The 17,127-nt window shown below is 57.0% G+C and carries 15 protein-coding genes; 4 read left to right on the top strand and 11 right to left on the bottom strand.

All coding sequences use genetic code 11. The features are described from left to right. Position 1: 1 nt before the first annotated feature. The 4 genes from FJ695_RS09905 to FJ695_RS09890 all read left to right on the top strand — a co-directional run bounded on the left by FJ695_RS09905 (position 2) and on the right by FJ695_RS09890 (position 4,996). Positions 2–931 (top strand): hydroxyacid dehydrogenase, encoded by a 930-nt coding sequence (locus tag FJ695_RS09905; RefSeq protein ID WP_141185293.1) that lies wholly within the window; start codon positions 2–4, stop codon positions 929–931. Next, complete coding sequence (locus FJ695_RS09900; protein ID WP_141185292.1) at positions 924–1,937, top strand: Ldh family oxidoreductase; 1,014 nt, start codon at positions 924–926, stop codon at positions 1,935–1,937. Before FJ695_RS09905 ends, FJ695_RS09900 begins: the two co-directional genes overlap by 8 nt. Before the next feature lie 65 nt (positions 1,938–2,002). Further along, complete coding sequence (locus tag FJ695_RS09895) at positions 2,003–2,953, top strand: tripartite tricarboxylate transporter substrate binding protein (protein WP_141185291.1); 951 nt, start codon at positions 2,003–2,005, stop codon at positions 2,951–2,953. An 87-nt stretch (positions 2,954–3,040) separates the two neighbouring features. Next, the gene (locus FJ695_RS09890) at positions 3,041–4,996 is read left to right on the top strand and encodes a tripartite tricarboxylate transporter permease (protein WP_141185290.1); all 1,956 of its coding nucleotides are present in this window, start codon (positions 3,041–3,043) and stop codon (positions 4,994–4,996) included. Between the two features lie 131 nt (positions 4,997–5,127). On the opposite strand, the gene FJ695_RS09885 is transcribed toward FJ695_RS09890, so the two are convergent. The 11 genes from FJ695_RS09885 to FJ695_RS09835 form a co-directional block, all read right to left on the bottom strand. Beyond that, complete coding sequence (locus FJ695_RS09885; RefSeq protein WP_141185289.1) at positions 5,128–5,478, bottom strand: RidA family protein; 351 nt, start codon at positions 5,476–5,478, stop codon at positions 5,128–5,130. A 28-nt stretch (positions 5,479–5,506) separates the two neighbouring features. Beyond that, positions 5,507–5,761 carry an FAD-binding oxidoreductase gene (locus FJ695_RS09880; protein WP_209010991.1) on the bottom strand — a complete coding sequence of 85 codons (255 nt, stop codon included), beginning with the start codon at positions 5,759–5,761 and terminating at the stop codon, positions 5,507–5,509. Between the two features lie 39 nt (positions 5,762–5,800). After that, positions 5,801–6,310, bottom strand: coding sequence for a plastocyanin/azurin family copper-binding protein (locus FJ695_RS09875; protein WP_141185288.1), 510 nt, complete (start codon positions 6,308–6,310; stop codon positions 5,801–5,803). Continuing rightward, positions 6,289–8,454, bottom strand: coding sequence for a HEAT repeat domain-containing protein (locus FJ695_RS09870; protein ID WP_141185287.1), 2,166 nt, complete (start codon positions 8,452–8,454; stop codon positions 6,289–6,291). Before FJ695_RS09870 ends, FJ695_RS09875 begins: the two co-directional genes overlap by 22 nt. Beyond that, positions 8,454–11,129 (bottom strand): arsenate reductase (azurin) large subunit, encoded by a 2,676-nt coding sequence (locus FJ695_RS09865; protein ID WP_141185286.1) that lies wholly within the window; start codon positions 11,127–11,129, stop codon positions 8,454–8,456. Before FJ695_RS09865 ends, FJ695_RS09870 begins: the two co-directional genes overlap by 1 nt. 12 nt (positions 11,130–11,141) lie before the next feature. Next, a complete protein-coding gene (locus tag FJ695_RS09860) occupies positions 11,142–11,729 on the bottom strand; it encodes an arsenate reductase (azurin) small subunit (RefSeq protein WP_141185285.1) in 588 nt (195 codons plus the stop codon). Positions 11,730–11,745: 16 nt separating this feature from the next. Then, positions 11,746–12,873: a cytochrome-c peroxidase gene (locus tag FJ695_RS09855; RefSeq protein WP_141185284.1), complete on the bottom strand. Its 1,128-nt coding sequence runs from the start codon at positions 12,871–12,873 to the stop codon at positions 11,746–11,748. A gap of 11 nt (positions 12,874–12,884) precedes the next feature. Beyond that, positions 12,885–13,958 (bottom strand): cytochrome-c peroxidase, encoded by a 1,074-nt coding sequence (locus FJ695_RS09850; protein ID WP_141185283.1) that lies wholly within the window; start codon positions 13,956–13,958, stop codon positions 12,885–12,887. Positions 13,959–14,208: 250 nt separating this feature from the next. Further along, complete coding sequence (locus tag FJ695_RS09845; RefSeq protein ID WP_141185282.1) at positions 14,209–14,943, bottom strand: copper homeostasis protein CutC; 735 nt, start codon at positions 14,941–14,943, stop codon at positions 14,209–14,211. A 20-nt stretch (positions 14,944–14,963) separates the two neighbouring features. Continuing rightward, complete coding sequence (nagA, locus tag FJ695_RS09840; RefSeq protein WP_141185281.1) at positions 14,964–16,100, bottom strand: N-acetylglucosamine-6-phosphate deacetylase; 1,137 nt, start codon at positions 16,098–16,100, stop codon at positions 14,964–14,966. Next, positions 16,097–17,122, bottom strand: coding sequence for an SIS domain-containing protein (locus FJ695_RS09835; RefSeq protein ID WP_141185280.1), 1,026 nt, complete (start codon positions 17,120–17,122; stop codon positions 16,097–16,099). The genes nagA and FJ695_RS09835 overlap by 4 nt, the downstream gene beginning before the upstream one ends. Positions 17,123–17,127: the final 5 nt, after the last annotated feature.

Genomic DNA, 17,127 nt, shown 5'->3' with positions numbered 1-17,127 from the left:
CATGAAAATCGTTGTTTCAGAATTCATGGACGAAACAGCGCTTTCTGGTTTTTCTAACGAAGACCAGGTGCTTTACGCACCTGGTCTGGTCGATGACCGGGGCGCGCTATTGGGAGAACTTGCCGATGCAGATGCCCTGATTGTCCGCAACCGGACACAGGTGAACCAGGAGCTTCTAGACGCAGCCCCAAATCTCCAGGTGGTTGGCCGATTGGGTGTCGGTCTCGACAATATTGATCTCGACACTTGCGCCAGCCGTCAGGTCGCCGTTTGCCCCGCGACGGGCGCCAACACATTGTCAGTCGCAGAGTATGTCATTACCGCCGCTCTTGTTCTGGTACGTGGCGCCTATCATTCCGCAGCTGAAATGCAGGCTGGTGATTGGCCGCGCAATGCGCTGATCGGCGGAGAAGTTTCTGGCCGCTGCCTGGGACTTTGGGGTTTTGGCGGCATTGCCCGGGCTGTTGCCGTGCGTGCGCAAGCCCTGGGAATGACAATTGCGGCCTATGATCCCTTTGTTGCCGCCGATGACCCGGCCTGGTCCGGAGTTCAGCGCTGTGAAAGTGGAGATGAGTTGCTTGGCCAATCTAATGTGCTGTCGCTTCATGTGCCGCTTACTGACAGTACCCGGAACCTGATTGATGCGGCAGCCATTGCAAAAATGCCGGTAGGTGCTGTCCTGATCAATACAGCCCGTGGCGGTGTTGTCGATGAAACAGCCGTTGCTGAGGCGTTGCTCTCAGGGGCCTTGGGTGGTGCGGCCTTGGACGTCTTCGAGAGCGAACCTTTGACGGAAGATGCCGCCTCCCGCTTCAAGGATGTTCCAAATCTTATTCTGACACCGCACATTGCCGGTGTGACCAAAGAAGGCAATGTCCGCGTGTCTTCCGTGACAGTCGAAAATGTCAAACGGGTACTCAATCATGGCTGATGATGTCGTTTATATGCCGCGCCAAGCCGCCGAGGACATGGTCCAGGCCGTGCTTGAAAAGAGCGGCACCAGTCCCGGCAATGCATTATCTGTGGCCCGGGCGCTTGTCGCTGCGGAAATCGACGGTCAGGCTGGCCATGGTTTTTCCAGAGTGGCCAGTTATGCGGCGCAAGCCCGGTCAGGCAAGGTGGATGGCAGAGCAACACCAGAAATTGTCCAACGTGCTGCAGCTTATGCCGGGATTGATGCGGGCAATGGCTTTGCCTTTCCGGCCATTGACTTGGCAATCGACACGCTCACCGAGTTAACTCCCAAAACCGGCATTGCGGGCGCAGGCATCCGGCGATCGCACCACTGTGGCCAATTGGGCGCTCATGTGGAGCGCCTGGCCGAGCAGGGTTTGGTTGCGCTGATGGTGGCCAATGCACCGCAGGCGATGGCGCCCTGGGGCGGTCATGCACCGCTTTTCGGCACCAATCCAATCGCTTTTGCCGCCCCTCGCAAAGATACTGCGCCTTTGGTGATTGATCTGTCCCTGTCAAAGGTTGCCCGCGGTAAAGTGATGGCAGCCTCAAAAGCCGGTAGGCCTATCCCGGAAGGCTGGGCACTGGATAAAGACGGTCAACCGACGACGGACCCAAAGGCCGCGCTCGCCGGCACAATGATCCCGGCCGGAGACGCTAAAGGTGCCGCATTGGCACTCATCGTTGAGATCCTGGCAGCCACTTTGATCGGGGCCAATCACTCCTTTGAAGCAACGTCCTTTTTCGACGCTGATGGCGCGCCTCCCGGTGTTGGGCAAACCATAATCACTTTTGCCCCGGACCTGGTTTCTGGAAACAATTTCGCCGATCGAATAGAGGTGCTGATTGGTGAAATTGAGGCCCAGGACGGCACGCGCCTTCCTGGCAACCGCCGCTTCAATGCGCGTGAGGAGGCGCGTAACCGGGGCGTCGCCGTTCCGGCTCATTTGTTGGAGGAGATCAAAAAAACCGGTTCAGCCTGAACCGTTGGCCACGGGGTGGCACCCGTGTCTGGAAAAAGAAAGCCAATTTTTTGAGGAGGAAATTCATGAAGTTCAGAACCAGCATCATTGCGGCCGCCCTTTCGGCCGTGGCCAGTATAGCTGCAGCCGAAGATTTTCCGGCAGGAAGTGTCGATTACGTCATTCCCTTTGGTCCCGGTGGTGAATCTGATATCACTGCCCGGTTTCAGCAACCCTTCTTTGAAAAACTCTACGGTCAGCAGCTTGTTGTCTCCTACAAGCCCGGCGGCGGCGGTGCCGTTGGCTGGTCGCAGTTGAACTCCATGGCGGGCGACGGTTCGGTGATCATGGGCATTAACCTGCCGCACATTGTCATCAAACCGCAACAGGGCGACGTCGGTTTCAAGACTGAAGACGTCACTGCTGTTTACATGTTCCACTACACGCCAGACGCGATCGTTGTTAAAGCCGACAGCGACTTCAAGAGCCTGCAGGACCTCATTGACCATGCCAAGGCCAACCCGAAACAGGTCATCTTCTCCGGCTCGGGCAAAGGAACAGCGAACCATCTGGCACAGGTCCAGTTTGATGCGCTTGCCGGGATCGAAACCACATATGTTGCTTTCAAAGGGACCGGCGCTGCCGTTGCCGCACTGTTGGGCAATCAGGTGAAAGCTGAATGGGGCTACACAACCGTCGGCGCAAAGCAGGGCGACAAGGTCCGTATGTTGGCTGTTGCCATGGAAGAGCGGCACCCTGCCTTCCCGGATGTGCCGACATTCCGCGAGCTCGGTTTTGACCTTGTGTCCGGTGCCTATCGCGGCGTCGCAGTTCCAAACTCTGCCTCAGAAGAAACCCGCAAGCAGGTTTCAGATGCAATTGCGGCGATCAACGCCGACCCCGATTTTCAGAAGCAGATGCTTGATGGCGGTTTTGCCCTTCTGGATGTTGGCTATGGCGACAGCATGAATGCTTTCCTCACCGAAAAGGCTGAAGGCTACATTGGTGCAGCCAAAGCTGCGGGTATCATCGAATAAATCTGGACTTGGGAGCGTGCCATTTTGCGCGCTCCCGCCCTTTGTTTTGTTCCTACCGCCCCTGAACCGCCGCCCAGGGAGATACATTTGCTCGATTTCTGGTTAAACGCCCTTTCGCCATTGAACCTGTTGCTTGCCCTTCTGGGGGTCGCAGCAGGAACGATTATCGGTTCGATACCGGGACTTACAGCCACCATGGCCGTTGCAGTTCTGGTGCCGTTGACGTTCACCATGGCACCTGACAGCGCGCTAATCTTGATGGGGGCCATCTATACCGGAGCCATTTATGGCGGTGCCTACGCGGCCATTTTGTTGAACACTCCCGGAACACCTTCTGCGATTGCGACGACCTTCGACGGTTACCCCATGGCAAAACGGGGGGACGGCGATCTCGCAGTTTCGATTGCCTGCCTGGCCTCCGTTGCTGGAGGTCTTGTAGGAGCCTTGGCGTTGCTGATTTTTGCCCCGCCATTGGCTGAGGCTGCCCTCGCCTTCGGTCCGGTTGAATATTTCTGGCTGGCGATATTCGGCTTGTCGCTGATCGCAGCCCTTTCAACAGGGGACTTTCTGAAAGGTGTCATAGGTGCCTGTTTTGGCCTGCTGATCGCCATGATCGGTATTTCTGAAACCAGCGCAGAAGTACGCTTCACGTTCGGATCCAGCACCCTGCTTGGTGGTATCGAGACCGTGTCCGCCTTGATCGGGCTTTACTGTATTCCGGTGCTGATCGATCTCGTTGCAACGCCAAACAAGCATTTGCAGGAACCTGAGGACACCCGCGGCTTCCGCTTGCCGGAGGCTGTCATGGCGCTGGCACGCAACAAGTTCAACCTCATTCGCAGTTCCGTCATCGGCACGATGGTCGGTGCCCTTCCGGGCGCTGGTGGATCCATCGCCGGCCTGGTTGCCTATTCGGAAGCGCGCCGCAGCAACAAAGGCGACGAGAAATTTGGCGAAGGCAACCCCGGCGGCATTATCGCGACGGAATCGGCCAACAATGCCACAGTCGGCGGCGGCTTTATTCCCACATTGGTCCTAGGCATTCCCGGCACGCCGCCGGATGCGGTCATTTTGGGCGCGCTGCTGGTTCAAGGTGTGCGCACCGGACCGAGCCTGTTCTCCGAGGGCGCTGACATCGTCTATACCTTCATTTTCGGGCTCCTGCTTGCCACCGTGCTGATGCTGCCGGTCGGGTTGCTCATCGGGCGGTTCGCCTACCGCGCGATCGTTCAAGCCCCCAAAGCTGCGCTTGTACCCGCCGTTGCCTTCATGACCGTCATTGGCACCTTCGCCATTCGCAACAGCGTTTCCGACATTGTCATCATGATCGTACTTGGTGTGATCGGCTGGCTGGCATCCAAACGCGGCTTCTCTGCGTCTCCAATTGTGCTGGGACTGATCCTTGGACGCATTGCCGAACAGGGCTTTGTGCAGAGCTGGACCATAGGGGATGCCATCGGCGATCTATGGGGCCAATTTTTTGGCCGGCCGCTCTCAATGGTGATCATCGCCCTGACGGTGCTCAGTTTCCTTTACCCCTTCTGGCCGCAAATCAAGAAGCTGGTCATCAAGTCCAGTGGCGAGCCGGTTCTGGACCGGGATCCGGCACCGAGAAATGCCGTGTTGCGCGATCTTGCCAGCCTTGTTGTATTCGGCGGCATTGCCCTGATCGCGATCTCCCAATCGGCAAGCCTCAATCAGGAAGCGGCAGTCTTTCCCAGAACGATCGCCATTGCCATGTTCGCCTTGACTGCCTTGGCCGTGATCAAGCTCTTCATCACCCGCCATGTCACCGAAGTTGCTGTGGAAGGGTCGTGGCTACGGATGACCGCCGTGCCGGTCATGATGCTGGGGGCTATCGCGTTGCTCCCAATTTTCGGCTTCCAAAGCTCGGCAATCCTGATGGGATTGGCGTTGATCCTACCTGCTCAACATGAGGCCTATTCGGCAAAGGGTTGGGTGATCCTTGTGACCGGCGTTGCGGCGATCATCTTCTGTTTCACCCTGCTCTTCAAAGAGGTTCTGGGCGTTCCGCTGCCGTGATTTTCCCTCACACGAACAAAAAGACTACGGCAGTTATGCTGCCGTAGTCTGCGAAATCGAGCAGCCAGATGCTACTTTGTTACAAGTCCCGTTCTTTGACGGCACACCAAATCTGATCGATGGCAGAAGTGTTAGCCTGCAGCTGCCACAACGATGATTTCTACGGTGTAGTCTGGCGTTGCCAATTTGCTTTCGCCGCACGCGCGGGCCGGCGGATTGGCAGGATCAACCCAAGCGTCCCACACTTCGTTCATCTCAGCAAAGTCATCCATGCTGGCAAGCCAGATTGTCGCTTGCAAGATGCGGGACTTGTCGCTGCCTGCATCTGCAAGAAGTTTTTCGATTTTTTGCAGGATCACTTTGGTCTGATCGGCCACACTGTCACCTGGAGTGCCAACCTGTCCGGCCAACCACACAAGGCCGCCATGGACAACTGCCTGACTCATGCGCGGACCGACTTCAAGCCGTTTGATATCTGACATTGTGTTTTCCTAAATATGAGAATGAAGACTATATTAGGCGGGAGGGATCGAGAGCCTGCACCACGTCAAGCGGCAAGTCCGATTTCCGGTGAAGGCAAAGATCTGCCACAAGCTGAGATAAGGCAGGAGCTGTCTGAACACCATAGCCACCTTGCCCGGCAAGCCAGAAAAATCCGTTCGCATCTGGCTTGGCGTACCAGGTTTCTGAAGCGCTGGCGACCAATGGCCAGGACGTGACATCAAGTCCATCCGGCGGCGATACGATGGCTGCGGACCGGCACATTGGCTGTTACCAGGAAGAAAGCGGGGGAGCCGCCACCCATTATTTGTGCAGTTCCCACATGAGGCGCTGATAGCCATCCTTCGCGCTTTTGCTGGCTTTAAGCTTGGAGATCTTTTCGTAATCCTCTTGCGTCGGCTCAACGTCGCCGACAGCAACCAGCATCACCATTCCGTATTTGCCGTGGCGGCGGCAGGTGACCCCGTAAAGTCCGGGAGTATCGAAGACAACATCGGCTTCAAGCTGCCCCGTGATGTCGACCTCAGGTGCTCCTTCCGGCCAGAACCCTTTTTGAGATTTTACCGTGTGTGCGCCCCTGCTGTTCAAGAAAGTAAGCGTTTCGCCCGGCTCAATCCGCACAAGATTGGGCGCGAACTGAAACATCCCGGAAGCGGACGAGACCGAGAAATTCGTGATCTGATCCACCGTCCGGTGCGACATGGCTGCCATGGCGTAGCCGGCAACGGCACACATGGAAAGGGCAAGGGCTGGTTTCAGCGCAGCTATTAGGCCTCTTGCGATAAATGCGGTCAACTGATGATGTCTAGACATGACTTTTCTTTCGTCATCTGAGCGAGTGCGCTCAATACGATGAAGGATCTCTTTGGAGGCCACTCTTGAATGAGGAGGTCGTGTTTCAGCTGCCGGAAAAGGCCAGCTGAGGTGGACAGCAGTTTGGAAAGCGTGTCGATGCGTTCTGCCGAAATCAGGATCTCGGCCGCCTCTCCGATTATCTTCGGTGTATCTGCGGTCAAGACCCGTGTGAGCGCGGTGGTCCGAACAAGGGAAATCTGGTCGCCAAGATGGAGGATCGCCTCTTCCGGCGCCACGAACTGAACGGCCGCAGCACGCATGAGGGCATCCTCATCTATCAGGGCTGCAGCCAGCAGGCCTGCGTCTGGTTCAGCGCCGGCGATGATCTTGAATGCAGCCAGCCGGATAACCGGATCTTTATGGCCAAACGCTATCTTGGCGGCAGCCAAAAGGTCGTCATCGGTTTCGGAGATTGCGTTTTGCTGCTCAAGGGCCACCCAGGCTTCACGCACCAGCTCGTCCTGCGGATCGTCCAGGCACTCAACGAGAGCAGACCGAATTTGTGGGGCAGCAAGGTCAGCGCAAGCGCGGATCGCTTCCTTGCGCAGGGCCGATGAAGCGGCATCCGGCCCCTCGACCGGCCGGCGTTTGCGGTCCTTGGCGCTTGTGTGGGTGCCCTTTGGCAGGGCATCTGAGCTGGTGGAAAAAGGTTCTGGCTGATTGCCCTTCAGGATCGATGACAAGGTCGATTGACCCGCCGGGGCGTTCTCCTTGAGGGTATCGGTTTCAACGATGTCACCGTCTTCCGTGATGATAATGTTGCGCTTGCCGATCGCGTCGTCTTTCGGTGTTGAAGCATCCAAACCACGACTGGCAACAGACCGTGACCGGATCTCCCCGGCCTCCTTCAGAACCACACCAGCAATCGCATCGGCAATGGCCTCAATACCGTCTCTGTCACTAGCTGCCGCCCGAGACTTCAGTGCGGTCAGAACTTTCACCCGGACCTGCTGTGCCGGATTGGACAACAGCGCACGCAATTCAGATACCGAAAAACCAAGAGCCGGGTTCTCCAACGCTTCAACGGCTTGAAGGCGGCATTCCAGCGGGCAGCTCTGATCCTCAATGACGGCGCACAGGAGTTCACATGCCTGATCGGGGATCACGTCTGCCAACCGCCTGGTAGCTGCCATCTTCAGCGGAAGAGCCGCTGTTTTTAGCCAGGCCTGCATGTTATCGCCAAGGGCTGACTGAATGCTGTTCGGGAGTGGCAGCTCGACAAGTTCGAGGGCAGCCGCCTGTACCGGTTGGTCGGGATCGATTAGACATCCGACGACCAGATCCGGCCGGGCCGTATGAGCGTGACGCAGTGCGGTGATGCGTACGGCTGGATCGGGATCATCCTTGATGAGGCGTTCAATGTCCGCGCTACCGGATCCTAAAAGGGGAATGGCTGCTTGGCGCAGCAAAGGTTCATCGGAGGCAATCAGAAGGTGGCAATGGTCTTGCAAAACATGCGGGGCCAATTTCCCCAGGGTCTGCACGACTCGGGTCTTTGAAAGACCACGCTCCCGCTTGAGAGCATCCAGCAGTTTTTCAACGCCAGTACCGACCATTTGGCCGAGTGCATTGAACACCGCAATATCCAGATCTTGACCGAATTCATCAGCGCGCGCCGCCATCAGGTCATCGACGGCCTCAACGGCCTGCAACTGGCCGAGAGCACCAATGGCCGCAATCTGAATATCAAGCCAGTCTTCCCAGTCGCCGGCTTCATCTTCCCATGCCACGTGTTCGTTGCAGTGATCGGTGACCAAGCGGCGCAGCAGAGGGACGGAGGATTGGTCTTTCAAACGGGCAAGGCCGGAGATGGCCGCAAGTTTAACCTCACGGACCGGATCGCCCGTTAAGCTGTCTCGCAGTAGCGGGGCGTCAGCCAGGTTTGCAAGAGAGGCAAAGAGCTCCATCGCATCTGCCCGTGTGTCCGGATCCGGATCCTGCAAAGCCTCGATAAGCGCCTGACGGGTGCTGTCAGGATCGAGATCCATCACCGGGATAGCCCGCACCGCCATATTGCGCACCACATCATTGCCGCTCGTCAGGTGGCGCTTGAACAGCTCCAACTCAGAAGCCGGGTCTTCCTGTCGGCGCTCCGCATACATCAGGCAATATCCCGGCGGGCGAAGGACATTGACCGGAACTGGGTTTTGTAAGGGCTCTCGCCCATCTTCCGGACTTTGCCGACACCCATCTTGTAATTGTAGTTGCCGCTGATCCAGTCGACGACCCGCCCAGCCAAAGCGTTCGCCGGTTGCGCGGTGTGCAGGAAGTCCATGTAACCCATGTTTTCCTTCACCGCAGGGGTGACAATCGCGACCGCTGTGATCGATGCTTTGGTCAATTCAATGTGGCCGTTTTTCATCAGGCTGGCGAAATCGAAGTCACTGCTTTCAACCCCGACAATGGTATCTTTCTGGACCGGGATACGGTCGGAATAGACTTGAACATAATCACCTGATTCAATGCCGCGCGCTTTGGCGGCCTTCGGATGGATTTCAATCCAGTTTTCCGGCCAGCGCTGGACGATATACGGCCGTCGGCGGTCGTCGTAGCCGGACTGCCAGCGCTCGTTGATGCGGCCTGAACTGATCCAGATTTCATCTTCCCTTGGTTTCAACCATTCCCAGTAACTGGCAAACAAATCCCACGGCGCTTTCTGGATGTTGCATTTGCCCGTCTGGCTGTTGAAATGGGTCAGCTTCTTGTTGAAGACGTTCTTGCCAATAGGACCTTCTTCAGGAAGCACCCTGTTCACATCATGCAGCCGTTTTGTTTCAACCAAATTGCCATCCCGATCCATCAAGATCGGCCCCTGGATGCCATTGGTACCGAACTCGGCGAATTTCTCGTGCAAGGTTTTGCCTTCGCGACGGGCAGCAACTAGCACCATGTTGAAGTCTTTGCGGCTGCCGCGCGAATGACGGGCGCCTTCTTCAAGAACCTCGTTGGAGTTGCGCCAGTCAAATCCTTCAAAGCCCATTTTCTTGGAGAGTTGGGCGATGATCCACCAATCCGGTTTTGCTTCGCCTGGGGCGTCATAGAACTTCGGATAGAGGCGCAGCCGCCGCTCGCCGTTGGCGCGGGTGAAGGTGTCTTCGCCCCAGCCGGAGGCCGGGAAGACAATGTCGGCGTAGCGGGCGCCGATCGGGTCGACCAGATAGATATCCTGATCCCAGACCACCATGCCGCCGCTGTCAGCCCGCCGTTTTAGCGTATCGATGATGTCCTGTTTCTCAGACGACATCACCTGATGCGGATTGCGGGTCGTCAGTTCATCGAATTTTGCCTGCAAGGATTGGCTGCCGCACATCGCCTGCACCCAGGTGTTGCCGATGACGTGGGCGAGCCGTGTGTGGCCGGACATCAGATAGCGGTCGGTGTCCATGGCTCGGCGCCGGCGTCCGGGTAGTTTTTCAGGTGATTTGTTGCGCGGATATCCGCCGCCGCGCAGGCCGCCGCGCTGGTGCCCGCCAGCCCGGCCGATCACCTGACCCGGCCGTCCGCCCGCACCAACGACGATCCCGAGTGCGGAAATCGCCTGGGTGTTGCCAGTGTTGTTAGACCAGTAAAAGCCCTTTTCGATCATCACCGACGTTTTGGGGCGGCTACCATCGGCGCGAGGTTTGGCCATCCATTCCGCGGCCTTATAGATCTTCTCAACATCTACCTGCGCCATTTCGGCGGCAACTTCCGGTTCGGAATACTCCTGACCCAGAAGCCACTCTTTCCAGTCGTCAAAACCCTTGGTCTGGAACTTGCCCCAGGTCGTGCGCCACTGCCACGGCGTGTTCCGGGTGCCCTGACCGAACCCGGAGGAGGACTCCCATTTGTTGTTGACCCATTTCTTGATCCATTCAGAATCTTCCCAGCCGTTCTCAACGATCACCCGGGCAATCGCGAGCACTACCGGCAGGTCCGTGCCCGGCTGGATGTCAATGCACATGCCGCCGTGCTTTTCAGCATAGGCAACGCCGCCGGTCCGGCGCGGCAACAGGAAGATGGTTTTCTGGCCGTTCTGGATCGCCGGCATGATGTAGTCAGTGAAGAGAATGGTCTTGGATTCGTATGGATCCGTGCCGCAGATCATCAGCGTGTCGGCCTCGGCCCAATCGTCATAGGACGGGCCGAAATTATCAAATCCTGCGTCCCGGAACCCCGGCGTAGACGTCACATCGGATGGCGTGTCGTGAAAGGTGAAATTCGCGGTGCGGATATTGCGCAAGGCATACTTCGTGATTGCATAGGTGTTCTCCATGTAGCCATAAGAGAACGTCTTGACGCAGTAGGCGTTGGTGCCGTGTTTTTCCAGAACGTGCTTGCCGACTTCCGCGGCAATATCGAGAGCAAAGTCCCAGGTGACCGGCATCAAGACACCGAACATACGCACCATGGGCGATTTCAGCCGGTCGCGGGTCGGGGTTTGCGGGTTGTAAACTTTCTTGGCCAGTGCGCCGCCGCGGATGGATGAATTGCCGGTGTAATTGACGTATTTGGTGTCCTTGTCCGGAATGATGATGATGTGATGCGGTTCGCCGTTGTGAAGCACAATGTTGTGCTGGTTCGGCGCGATCCAGGTCCCCAACGGCGCCACCGGGAAATCTTCACCAAAGGCGTTTTGATCGGCTTTCGGCCCGCCGATTTTGCCGCCAGCGACCGGCCAGCGGTAGACCTTGTAGCCGCACGCCACGATGCAGTAGTCGCAGGCGGTCGAAATGACTTCGGCATCAGGCGGCGGGAGCGGAACAGAAGTTTCCGGGACATAGTAAGGAGTGGACATCAGAAAACCTCCTCAGCCCTGAAGATTGTCAAAGCGGCCGTAGATCAGGCCGAACATGCCAACGGCGTAAATGTCATCGCCATCAAGCTCCAATAGCACTTGCGGCAGCGACTGATACGCCTGGCCGGAAATGAAAATTCCATGCCGGGTCAGATCGAAGGTCGTCAGATGCAAGGGACAGGGTCCGAGTGCCTTGTCGGCCGCCTGATAAGTGCCCTGAAGCGGGCCACCCTGGTGGGTGCAGGTGTAGTTGAAGGCAACAACGTCTTCGTCGGGGCCCAGTCCGCCGCCAGCCTTGCGGCCGAGTTTCACCAGAATGGATTCTGCATATTGGCCTTCGTCCGGGTATACAAAGTCAAAGGGCTCATCGACCTTGAGGTCACTCAGCATGGCGATCAGCTTGCGCGGATATGTGGAGACGGCCGCTGGTGTGCTGGCTTCCGGCATGCCCGGAATGCCGACCATCACCACCGTGGTTGATATACCGCTGGACAAGAGAAACTGCCGCCGGTTCATCAGGCAGCGGCGGGTTCCGGCATTTTCCGCTTCTCCACCTTCTCCATTGATGGCTGCGAGGATTTTCGGGTCAACTTGGGTCATTTTTCAATCCTCCGCATCAGTTCTGAACCGCTGGCAGCGGCTCCATAAACGGCAGGTCAGGCTGGTCGATCAGGATTTCTTCGCCGGACAGGCTTTCCAGGAAAACGACGAGATCGTCGATTTCACTGTCACTCAATCCAAGCGGCTTGATCAATTCGGACTTGTTTTTGGCAAATTCGTTTTCACCGCCGCCGTCGTTATAAAAGGCAACCACGTCGCGCAGCGTCTCCAGCATGCCGTTGTGCATGTAGGGGTAGGTGTATTTGGTATAGCGCAGAGACGGCACACGGAACTTGCCCTTGTCGGCGGCCTGTTTGGTGCGGAAATAAAGCCCTGGGTCGTCCTTGGTCGACCGGTACATCTCTTCCGTCACGCCTTTTGCATAAAGCTCGAACCGGAAAGTTATCTGGGCGACCGGATCTTCGTCCCAGCCGCTGTAAGGCGGAACACCGGTGTTGTAGTAGGCTTCATTGCTTAATAGCGGACCATTGTGGCAGGCAATGCAATTGGCTTTGCCTGCGAAGAGCTTGAGGCCGCGCTTTTGCTGAGCGCTCAGCGCATCATCATTGCCGCGCATATAGTCGTCGAACGGTGTGTCGGTCTGAACGAGCGTGCGTTGATAGGCGGCGATTGCCATATAGGCGTGGCGGATATTCGGCCAGTCGTCGCCGAAGACCTCCCTGAACGCTTCTCGGTATTCAGGAACGAAGGCAATACGCGCCTCCATCATGTCGTCTTCGCCGTTTCCGGCAACTCCGCCTCTTGCGGCGGACCGGGCCTGATGTTCCAAGCTGCCACTGGCGCCAGCCCAGAAGAGTTTGCCGTAATAGGCGGAGTTGATGATCGTCTGGCTGTTGCGCCAATGAACCGTGCCCGGGTAGCCAAAGCTGATCGGCGCTTGTACGGCCCATCCGGCTGAAGGTTCATGACAGGCCGAACACCCCATCACATAGTTGCCGGACAGGATCGGGTCGAAGAACAGCTTCTTGCCGAGTTCCACCTTTTCCGGCGTCATCCGGTTGTCGGCCGGGACTGGCGGTGGACCAAGGGGCGCAAGCCCTTCCGGACGGGGAGTGTCGGCTGCGAACAACGGGCTGATCGCCAGAGCGAGCGAGACAATCGCGAGAACGGATCGAATGGTCATCTTTGCCTCCCTCAATTTTGCACGTTGCGCCAGTCGTCGATCAGGGCGTAGCCATAATCGTCCTTACGCCAGATGTATGTGTCGGTGTCGAAGCTGTCTCCGGAAAGGCTTTCAAGAAATGCAATCAGGTCGGCTTTTTCAGACGGGACCAGACCAAGGGGTTTCAGCCGCGAGTCTTTGAGCGGATCAGAACCGCCACCCGCGTCATAAAAATCGACCACCTCTTCCAGCGTCGCGAAAATGCCGTTGTGCATGTAAGGCGCTGTGTAGGTCAGCTCCCGCAAAGTCGGCGTCAGGAAACTGCGGCGGGTCTCGTCCCGGTGGGTCTGGATGTAGGCGCCCAGATCTTCGCGGATATTCATGTAGTTCGGCACACCGAAGAACTTCGCGTAGGTCACGAAGGCGGAATGCCGCTCTGGATCAGCCCAGATCTCCGGATTGTCTGGTACGCCGGTATTGTGTGGCTGGTCATCGGTAAACCGGATGCCCGAATGGCAGGCCGCACATTGCCCTTTGCCTTCAAAGATCACCTGACCGCGCTTGGCCGCATCGGACATAGTGCCCGTGTCGTAAGGCGCGTTCTGCGACTGGATGGTCTTCATGAAATCCATCAGGGCGTTGCGGGCGCCCCCATTGGAAGGTTCGGACATGCCGGCTGCCTTGAACATCTCCACATAGACCGGGTCCTGTTTCAACCGTTCCTGCATGATCCGCATGTCGAGGTTCATGAGATAGGTCTCGGTGATCATCTCGCGTGCGGTGTCATTGAGATTGGTGCCGAGCCGCCCGTCATGCATCCAGGCCTTGCGGTAGCCGGTGTTGGCAAGTGTCGGGGTGTTGCGGAAGTGCGCTGCCCCCGAATAGGCAGCAGATAGTGGCAGGCCGTCGGTAAAGGCCTTGTCTGGTTGGTGGCAGCTGGAACAGGAAAGCGAGGTGTCACCGGAAAGGCGATAGTCATAAAAAAGGCGCTTGCCGAGTTCGGCGCGGGCCTCATCGACTACCAGCGGCGCTTCCGGTGTGACAGGTTCTGCCGCCAATGCCGGAGCCCCTAGTAGCATGGCACTCACAAGGATCCTGAGAAACATCCGAGGCTTCCTTTCCTGGCTGGTCAGGAAAAGTGCCTGGGTTCTTGGCCAAACCTCAATCCTGATAAGCGCTGGGGGCGTCATGGACATGAACAGCCAAGACGGATTTCAGCTCAGGATGAGTTAGCGCACGGATCGAGGTGGCAGGAATTGACTTGCGTCAATATGCGAGCACGAACTGCTAAAAATTTGATTTATTAGAACTTTTCAAAAGTAATACCCCATAACTTCCCGGTCTTCCAGCTCAGCTTTATAATGGATAGTTTGAAGCGCTCATCGCTTGATCCATGGCTTCAACCATCTCTTTTACGCGCTGTTCTGAAGTCTGTTTGAGACCGCCGAGCGGCGCAAAACTCAATTCTTCATCACCATCAGCAACCACCACTGAACAAGAGGCATGAAGCTCCCGGACACCCGTCATTTGAAGGATTTTCCCGGCATTTTCGGGCGTCACCCCGGAGCCCGGCATAATGCCGATCCGACCAGTCGCGGCTTCAAAAAGTTTCTGGATCAAAGGCAAGCCTTGCTCTGCCGCTGGCTCTGAGCCCGATGTCAGAACACGTTCAAAACCAAGGTCGATTGCCACTTCCAAGTCAGCAATCGGGTCCGGAACCCTATCAATCACCCGATGCAAGGTTTGCCCCATTCCGGCAGCCTTTGAAGACAACCGTTCAAGCATGTCCCGATCGAGAGTTCCGTCTTGGCATTGAGCCCCCAGCACAACACCGGCAAGCCCGAGGGACTTCGCCACTTCAATGTCCCTCGCCATGATCTTTTCTTCCTCTTTCGAGAAGTGGAAAAGCCCAGTGCGCGGGCGGATCATGACATAGACAGGAACCGGAAGGTCGGCAGCGGCAGCCATAAGCCCGGCGGACGGGGTTAGGCCACCTTCCGACAACGCAGAACAGAGTTCGATCCGCCCTGCCCCACCCCGAATTGCATTCCAGGCACCGTCAATCGTATCGACACAGACTTCGAGCAGCATCTTCGACTCCCGGCCAACCATCAACCCAGGGTGAGTGGCATGGTGGTTTTGAGGTCTTTTGAGATGCGGATGAAGTCATCAGCAGGCATCCCAACAACTTGAAACGGCGCCTTCGAAATGAGGTCAAACGGGGTCTTGGTGGCCGCGTTCAAAGCATCTGCCAAGGGAATCCCAACCTGCTCAACCAGAACGCGGACGGCAGTCAACAAATCAAGATCAGCGCCCGCCAAAGTGCCGTTCTCAAGGGTCAATTTCCCCCCTGCCCGCAATATTTTCCGGCCATCGAGCTCAAAGGAGTCGTCGGTGGTTCCGGCGACAGCCATCGCGTCACTTACCAGAAGAATTTTGCCCGGCTCCTGTTTGGCATCCCAGGCGATGCGGATCATGTCAGGATGAACATGAATGCCATCTGCGATCAGTCCGGCCGAGAGGTTACCTGACGCCAAAGCCGCACCGACCACACCGGGTTCGCGGTTCCCCATCTGGCTCATGGCGTTGAACAAATGCGTGACGCACAGCGCCCCAGCTTCCGCATAGGCCATAACGGTGTCGAAATCGGCATCCGAATGCCCGATTGACACCACCACACCAGCCTTAGACAGCGCTGCCACTTGTTCCAGAGAAACGTTCTCCGGGGCAATCGTGACGAGCAGCGCAGGAAGCTGCTTTGCTGCCTGAAGCAAGGTTTCAAGATCGCCATCCTCCATCGGCCGGATGTAGGCCGCATCATGAGCGCCTTTCCTGGCAACAGACAAATGCGGTCCTTCCAGATGAAGTCCAGCAACTCCCGGCACCGTTTCCCCTACAGCATCAATAACTGCCGCGATAACAGCTTCGGTCGTTTCCGGCGTGTCGGTGATCAGTGTCGGCAAGAAATGGCGCGTGCCCAAAGACCAATGCGCCTCCGCAATTCGGCGCACCGTCTCAACACTGGGCGTATCATTGAGCATGATGCCACCGCCGCCATTGACCTGAAGATCAACAAAGCCAGGGCTGATGCAATCCTCGCCGAAGTCAATGATCCGCGTATTATCAGCGACACTTTCGACGGGGCTGATACGCTCCAACCCGTTTGGGCCAAATAATAAACCAGCGCCGGTGTGCAGCGTGTCGCCGTCAAAGATCGCAGCCGCTTTTACAAGAACAGTCTCGGTCATACGGTTTCCGTGACTTTGTTCAAATGCCTTGGGGCATCCGGATTGATGCCTTGCAGTCCGGCTACATGTTCCACCAATCCATAAAACGATACGATGGACGCAATCGGATCCGTCAGCCAATGTTCCGTGCGAATTACCGGGAGAACATCAGCCTTTTGCGCTTTTGAACTGGTCACAAAAACCCGAGCGCCCATTTGAGACAGTTTATCGGCAACATCCACCACGGCTTGCTCGGCTGCGTCGGCGGCGGCAAAGGCGATAACCGGAAAATCTTTTGAGATAATTGAAACCGGCCCGTGCAGCACTTCAGCCGAGGAATAGCTTTCGGCGTGAAGCTGGCACGTTTCCTTGAACTTCAACGCAGCTTCATTGGAAACTGCCCAGGATGGTCCACGGCCCAGTGTAAACAGAGACCCAACATCCTTGCTCGGCGCCGCTTTCGACCAGTCGCATGTCACGGCTTTTTCGAGATCTCTGGGCAGATTTCTGATCGCACTGATGAGCGCGGCATCAGACTTCAATTCTGCAAGCAGCCACAATCCCGCAACAAGCGAGGTTACAAAGGTCTTGGTTGCAGCGACCGACAGTTCCGGACCAGCATGGATCGGAACTGTCGCTGTAGAGGCATTCGCCAGTGGTGAGCCTGGATTGTTCGTGATTGCCAGTGTCGTGGCACCACTATCCGTCAGCGATTGCGTCATCCGGGTGATGTCGGGGCTTTTGCCAGATTGAGACACCGAAAAGCAGAGCATGCCCTTCGCGCGCAAATTGGCGCCATAGACAGAGGCAAGCGAAGGTCCAACAGAAGCCATAGGCAACCCAAGGAGTAGTTCCGCGGCATATTTCAAATACGTGCAGGCATGATCGGAAGATCCACGCGCAACCGACAAAAGGCAGCGGATATCCCTGCCACGCACTTCAGAGGAAATGGCTTTGATGTCCGCTTCGCCTGCGCTCAGCAACCGCTCTACAGCGACCGGGATCTCAGCGATTTCCTGTTTCATCTTGGTGGCTTGCGCCATCGGAA

The sequence above is a fragment of the Labrenzia sp. PHM005 genome, assembly GCF_006517275.1.
Lineage (GTDB): Bacteria > Pseudomonadota > Alphaproteobacteria > Rhizobiales > Stappiaceae > Roseibium.
The sequence above is the reverse complement of the archived record's forward strand: the minus strand, read 5'-3'. Positions and strand labels throughout refer to the sequence as shown.

Bases quoted from the DNA above. Each gene is read 5' to 3' on its own strand.
- FJ695_RS09905 (WP_141185293.1), top strand. From the start codon at position 2: ATGAAAATCGTTGTTTCAGAATTCATGGACGAAACAGCGCTTTCTGGT.
- FJ695_RS09900 (WP_141185292.1), top strand. From the start codon at position 924: ATGGCTGATGATGTCGTTTATATGCCGCGCCAAGCCGCCGAGGACATG.
- FJ695_RS09895 (WP_141185291.1), top strand. From the start codon at position 2,003: ATGAAGTTCAGAACCAGCATCATTGCGGCCGCCCTTTCGGCCGTGGCC.
- FJ695_RS09885 (WP_141185289.1), bottom strand. From the start codon at position 5,478: ATGTCAGATATCAAACGGCTTGAAGTCGGTCCGCGCATGAGTCAGGCA.
- FJ695_RS09880 (WP_209010991.1), bottom strand. From the start codon at position 5,761: ATGTGCCGGTCCGCAGCCATCGTATCGCCGCCGGATGGACTTGATGTC.
- FJ695_RS09875 (WP_141185288.1), bottom strand. From the start codon at position 6,310: ATGTCTAGACATCATCAGTTGACCGCATTTATCGCAAGAGGCCTAATA.
- FJ695_RS09870 (WP_141185287.1), bottom strand. From the start codon at position 8,454: ATGTATGCGGAGCGCCGACAGGAAGACCCGGCTTCTGAGTTGGAGCTG.
- FJ695_RS09865 (WP_141185286.1), bottom strand. From the start codon at position 11,129: ATGTCCACTCCTTACTATGTCCCGGAAACTTCTGTTCCGCTCCCGCCG.
- FJ695_RS09860 (WP_141185285.1), bottom strand. From the start codon at position 11,729: ATGACCCAAGTTGACCCGAAAATCCTCGCAGCCATCAATGGAGAAGGT.
- FJ695_RS09855 (WP_141185284.1), bottom strand. From the start codon at position 12,873: ATGACCATTCGATCCGTTCTCGCGATTGTCTCGCTCGCTCTGGCGATC.
- FJ695_RS09850 (WP_141185283.1), bottom strand. From the start codon at position 13,958: ATGTTTCTCAGGATCCTTGTGAGTGCCATGCTACTAGGGGCTCCGGCA.
- FJ695_RS09845 (WP_141185282.1), bottom strand. From the start codon at position 14,943: ATGCTGCTCGAAGTCTGTGTCGATACGATTGACGGTGCCTGGAATGCA.
- nagA (WP_141185281.1), bottom strand. From the start codon at position 16,100: ATGACCGAGACTGTTCTTGTAAAAGCGGCTGCGATCTTTGACGGCGAC.
- FJ695_RS09835 (WP_141185280.1), bottom strand. From the start codon at position 17,122: ATGGCGCAAGCCACCAAGATGAAACAGGAAATCGCTGAGATCCCGGTC.